This window comes from Variovorax sp. P4_D9 (assembly GCF_056401695.1).
Genome location: NZ_JBFUIU010001407.1, coordinates 1 through 1,442, shown reverse-complemented (window position 1 = coordinate 1,442; position 1,442 = coordinate 1). Strand labels below are relative to the sequence as shown.

Below are 1,442 nucleotides of genomic sequence, written 5' to 3'. Positions count from 1 at the left end.
GTACTGGTCGCCGGCTGCGCTGTACCAACTACCGGCGTGGTCCCTCGCGGCGACGACATGTACACCGTGACCAGGCAGGGAAACAGCGCGTGGGTGACCACCGACTCCCTCAAGACGGCAGCGCTGCAGGAAGCCAACGCCTACTTCCACGGCAAGGGGAAGAAGTTCAAGTTCGTTTACAACAAGGACATTCCTGCGGGGCCGTTGGGCCGCTGGCCTGAGTCGGAAGTCCTGTTCACGTGCGAGGGCGATGCAGAAGCCTCGAAACTCCCAGCAGCCAAGCCAACCTCGGGGATCAAATCTTGAACTGGAATCGAGGCCTGCGCCGGATCAGTTGTATCTTCTGGAGCCTCCTGGCCGTCTTGGTCGGTGGCTTGTTCGCCTACTTGATCGTCGCCAGTCAAAACCCCCTACTCTCCGGTGCGTACCTCGTCGGCTCGCTCGTGGTCTTCACCTTGGGCCATCGCGTCACCTGCTGGATGATCGACGGATTTACTCGATAGGCCCTCGGTGGGAGTAGGAGGCCTCATGGTGCAACTCAATCGCCACGCGCGCCGTACACTCGCGGCCCACAAGATAGGAGGCGAAGGTGAACTGGATTGGAATGGTTGTTGGTGCCGGCTGCGGAGCGTTGATCGCTCTCATCGCCGCAACGCGAAGACGTGTTGGCGGCAATCGATCGATTTCAACTGCAGCGCGGCACCGCGATCGGCAGCGGCATCATGGTAGCGCTGGCCACAATCTTCCCGGACACTGAAATCGACCTGTCTCGGTTCAGCGGTCAGCGAAACCAGCCGTTGAAGCCTTGCCACCGTAGCGTTGCACGATGCGAGTGAAGCTGGGTCCATGGAACGAACTCCATGACCTGAGCAAAACAAGGTCTTGCCGATGTACACGCGTACCTCCCGAGTCTGTTAGACCCGGCAAAGTACGCTGTTTYTCGAGATCGAAGTTCAAGTCGGCACCAAACAAAATCGGCCTACAGCCCGCGCCAGTGCTCGATTTCGGCCCTGGCGATGATCACAGCAGTGACTGGATGTAAGCAGTTGCAATCTGCAACGCCGAACGATCAGGTCATCTTGGACGAACGATGTGCGCGTGGCCTTGTGATCTGAGCTGGCGACGATTCAGCTCTCAAGATGTTTTCGACTTCCTCTCGGAGGAATGCCGTGAAGCCGCGCACAAGGGGYCTGATCATGTTGCGATGTGGAAGCACGGCGTAGATCGTTTTCGCTCGTAGCGGATGCCTCGACAGCACTTCGACGAGCGTCCCGCGTGCCAGGTCTTTGCCCACATGAAAACGGTAGAAGTTTCCGATGCCCGTTCCCGCAAGGCAGGCTCTGCGCAGGGCGTCGCCGTTGTCGGAAAGCAGTACAGCGTGCGGGCGGACCGACTTCCAGTCGTTCCCGTTCTTGAAGTGCCACGTCTCGGCAACCTCGGAG

3 protein-coding genes are annotated in these 1,442 nt (G+C 59.3%); 1 reads left to right on the top strand and 2 read right to left on the bottom strand.

The genetic code is table 11. The features are described 5' to 3' along the window. Nucleotides 1–306 (top strand): hypothetical protein (locus tag AC1DY5_RS55465; protein WP_478122674.1); only part of this gene is annotated, 306 nt, incomplete at its 5' end. Nucleotides 307–641: 335 nt separating this feature from the next. Here the strand turns inward: AC1DY5_RS55465 and AC1DY5_RS55460 are convergent. Further along, nucleotides 642–896, bottom strand: coding sequence for a hypothetical protein (locus AC1DY5_RS55460; protein ID WP_478122673.1), 255 nt, complete (start codon nucleotides 894–896; stop codon nucleotides 642–644). A gap of 173 nt (nucleotides 897–1,069) precedes the next feature. Then, the coding region (locus tag AC1DY5_RS55455) for a LysR substrate-binding domain-containing protein (RefSeq protein ID WP_478122672.1) at nucleotides 1,070–1,442 on the bottom strand (373 nt) is incomplete at its 5' end.